Below are 3,216 nucleotides of genomic sequence, written 5' to 3'. Positions count from 1 at the left end.
ATCAGAGCCTTGGCGATGGCGCCGGCGAGCAGGCCGATCAGGATCCACGCGATGATGCCCATGGTGTCCTCCGCTTCGTCGTATAAAGAATGTGTCAGCTCCTCGTCTGCACCGATCGCGCCCGAACAAACGTCCTCTCCGCATCCGGTTGTGCCAGCTCCTGATCCGAGACGAGCAGGCATCAGAGGGGAGGGCTGCGCTCAGAGAGCGTGGAAGTCCGGTTCTGTCGGCTTCCCTTCTGCCCACGTGCGTGCGTGGAAGCAGAAACCGAGACGTGCACGCCAGGCGCCGCAGAAGGGAAGGATGGGGCAAGGCCGCACGGGCCCACTTCTTGGCCGTACTCGAAGAACCCGTGCGGCCACTGCCACGTCACGGCTACCCGCTGATGATCAATGGGTGTGGCTCTTCTACGGGAACTGTCCGAGCTGGGAACTGCCCTGCAGAAGAGCAAACGCAGCTGGCCAAGCACCGGGCCGAGCATCAGGGCCTCAGCAGTCCGCCCACCCACCAGTCGTGTGGACAACGCGGGTGACATCGATGAGGCCGGTGTCGACGAGAGGATGCAGTGCGGCCCTGTGCGGGGGCGGCCCGACCTTGATATCTCGGAGCAGGGTGGCGACCGGTGCCGAGCGCATCCACTGACCAGGCAGTAGAAGAGGACCCGAAGAGCGACCCATCACGCGTGTCCTGCGTTCCGTCGCCGTGCGGTCGCACGCTCGACGGTGGGACCAGCGGTTTCGCGGTCTCCCACAGCCGGTCCGGAACAATCCAACTCGGCGCGCCCTGTCCCGTAGGCGGCTCGACGTCCGCCTCACCGCGTAGGAGGACAGTCTTGAACGGGGGGCGATGGAACAGTCGCGATCATCGGGCGGGAGAATCACGGCATGGTCATGGCGCGTCGTTTGTATGCTTCTTCTCCGGTGGTTGATGGTGTGCCGTTGCTGACGGAGCCGGAGTTCTTCGCCGCCCACCTGATCGACCTGTACGACGATGCGCTGGTGGAGTCTTTCGGCGTTGACCCGGCGGACGTCGAGGCCATGCTGGAGCGCTTGCGTGACAGGGCCGCCTGGCCGGTGTTCCGGATTCCGCTGGCGGGCGGGCACAGCGTCCTGGTGCACTACAACAGTGGTGAGGAGTACACCTCCACCGACTACTTCCTCGCCCACCCCGACTGGCGGAGGAGTGACCTGGTCCTCGCGAGCACTGACGAGGACCGCATCGGTCCCGGCCTGTGTTGGGCCGAGCTCGCTGCTGTCCTTGACGCCCCGGGGGACGGGGAGGGAGTCATTGACCCGCACGTCCGGCTGCTTCTGCTGCTGCCGGTGCTGGGCGATGCGAACATCCCGGCCGAAGCAGTCACCCGGGTGAAGGACGCACTCATCGCTCACGGTGCCCCGAACGACTGCGAGCCCTTGGCTCGCCGTCTCCTCCAAGGACACCCGATGTGGGGGGTTGCCTCCTGGTCCTACGACGAGGACGAGCGTGCCTGGGTCTGCGCGGGCGAGCACAGTCCCCGTAAAACGCCGCTGGGCGATCACCTCCCTGACAGTCAGCGCGCGGCCCTGGAGGACTGCCTCACGCCGATGGGCAGCTGCTCCGGTCGGGCGGCCCGGCCTTCCGGCGCTGGCGCGGGGAACGCTTCGTCATAGTTGCGCCGTGTTGGAGGCGGTGGGAGAGCTGGCCGGTCATGCGGCTGCAGGGGCTTCTACGGGCAGCTGCGCGGCCGTCTCCTTGCTTGCGCGTGATCCTGCGGGCCCACGCCGTCGCCCACCACGGCCGCCTCCCCTGGCCCCCGCTCGCCCTGGTCACCGATCTGCTCACCCAGCGCACCGCGACCACGGGTGGCAACCTCCCCGTCCCGACACAGCGGGGACCCGAAAGCTAGCCTGCTACCAGCAATGTCCGCCGACCACCCGGCAAAGACAGCAAGGAGACCGGTGATGACGAGTACGGCCCGCGCCAGCGTGCAGCATGAGGACGAGCGAGTGCGGGTCACCCGTTGGGATTTCGAGCCCGGCCAGAGCACCGGCCGGCACGTGCACGAGCACGACTACGTTGTCGTCCCCGTCACCGACGGCCAAACCGACGTGATCACCCCCGACGGCTCGGTCACCTCCTCGCAGCTGCGGACTGGAGAGTCCTACGTCCGCCCGGCGGGCGGCGAACACGAGGTCATCAACGCCGGCTCCTCGCCGTTGGCTTTCGTCGAGATCGAGATGAAGCGGACATAGGCGCCCTTCATCGCATGTTGCGGTGCAGGACGATCAGACCAGTGTTGATGTAGGCGCCGTCGCCGAGGACCGTCCTCCCTCGCAGTGATCGGCGGTAGTGCGTGAGGACGCGCCCACCTCGCGGTCGCTGACGGAGAGGAGGGTGCCGTCCACGATTCCTCGCCGCTCGACCACTTCCTGGGAGGCCGGGCCGGCTCGAGCGCGAGCAAGGGGACGAGCCGCTGGATCGCCCGGCACACGGTCGCCGGCGGGATACCGCACAGCGGGGCGATCTGCCGCCCTCGACCGCACCCTGGGCGTCGGTGAACGCCTGGAGGTCAGCCCGGTTGGCCTCAGTAGCGGTCTTCTGTCCAGCCCGGCGGCATAAGCAGTCCGGGCCGGGGCGGGGCCGAGGAGTTCCTGGAGTATCAGTAGTCGGCGGTGCCGGTGTGCTGACCTGCCGGGAGGCAGGGCGTCGCGGTCAGACGGCGCCCGGCGGATCACGGTGTGGGTCGGGCGGCGGATCCTTGCGCAGGGTGGTGGTGATGGCGTCGCCGACTTCCCTGGTGAGGGCGGGCCGTTCGCCGGTCAGGCCGAGTTCCTGGGCCAGGGTGATGGCGTGCAGGTCGACGGTGGCCTCGACGAGCTCGGCGAACACCGTCGTCGCCGAGCGGACCCGTATCCATGCCGTGGCAGCGACGACCGCGGCGGCGGACAGCGCCGGCCACCACCAGGCGCCCAGCAGCAGGTACAGCGGGGCCCATCCGGCGAGCCCGAAAGCGGCGCCGTAGGCCTCGCGAGCGGAGAGGAGTTCGGCCCGGACCGCATCGGGCACCGTCAGCCAGAGCCGGGGCCAGGCGGCGCCGAGGTCCAGGCCGTAGGCGTCGTACACCCGCTGGTCGGCCGCGTGGAGGCGGTCGCCGGTCCAGGTGGGACGCCGGGGACGGACGAGGGCGATGGCCTCGCGGCGTTCGATGGCCCTGGCGAGTTCGGCGCGGGTCTCAGC

Annotated in this window: 4 protein-coding genes and 1 pseudogene; 3 read left to right on the top strand and 2 right to left on the bottom strand. The window is 68.9% G+C overall.

The features are described from left to right. The coding region (locus ACWD1Z_RS36875; protein ID WP_451125209.1) for a GlsB/YeaQ/YmgE family stress response membrane protein at positions 1 to 182 on the bottom strand (182 nt) is incomplete at its 3' end. Between the two features lie 702 nt (positions 183 to 884). Between ACWD1Z_RS36875 and ACWD1Z_RS36870 the strand changes: the two genes are divergently transcribed. The 3 genes from ACWD1Z_RS36870 (at position 885) to ACWD1Z_RS36860 (ending at position 2,231) form a co-directional block, all read left to right on the top strand. Beyond that, entirely contained in the window at positions 885 to 1,649 is a 765-nt protein-coding gene (locus ACWD1Z_RS36870) for a hypothetical protein (protein ID WP_451125208.1), read from the top strand. An 86-nt stretch (positions 1,650 to 1,735) separates the two neighbouring features. Continuing rightward, positions 1,736 to 1,885, top strand: coding sequence for a hypothetical protein (locus tag ACWD1Z_RS36865; protein ID WP_451125206.1), 150 nt, complete (start codon positions 1,736 to 1,738; stop codon positions 1,883 to 1,885). A 55-nt stretch (positions 1,886 to 1,940) separates the two neighbouring features. Further along, positions 1,941 to 2,231: a cupin domain-containing protein gene (locus ACWD1Z_RS36860; RefSeq protein ID WP_451125204.1), complete on the top strand. Its 291-nt coding sequence runs from the start codon at positions 1,941 to 1,943 to the stop codon at positions 2,229 to 2,231. A gap of 460 nt (positions 2,232 to 2,691) precedes the next feature. Here ACWD1Z_RS36860 and ACWD1Z_RS36855 read toward each other — a convergent pair. Further along, a pseudogene (locus tag ACWD1Z_RS36855) lies at positions 2,692 to 3,216 on the bottom strand (hypothetical protein); the annotation flags it as partial.

The organism is Streptomyces sp. NPDC002784, assembly GCF_053592135.1.
The sequence above is the reverse complement of the archived record's forward strand: the minus strand, read 5'-3'. Positions and strand labels throughout refer to the sequence as shown.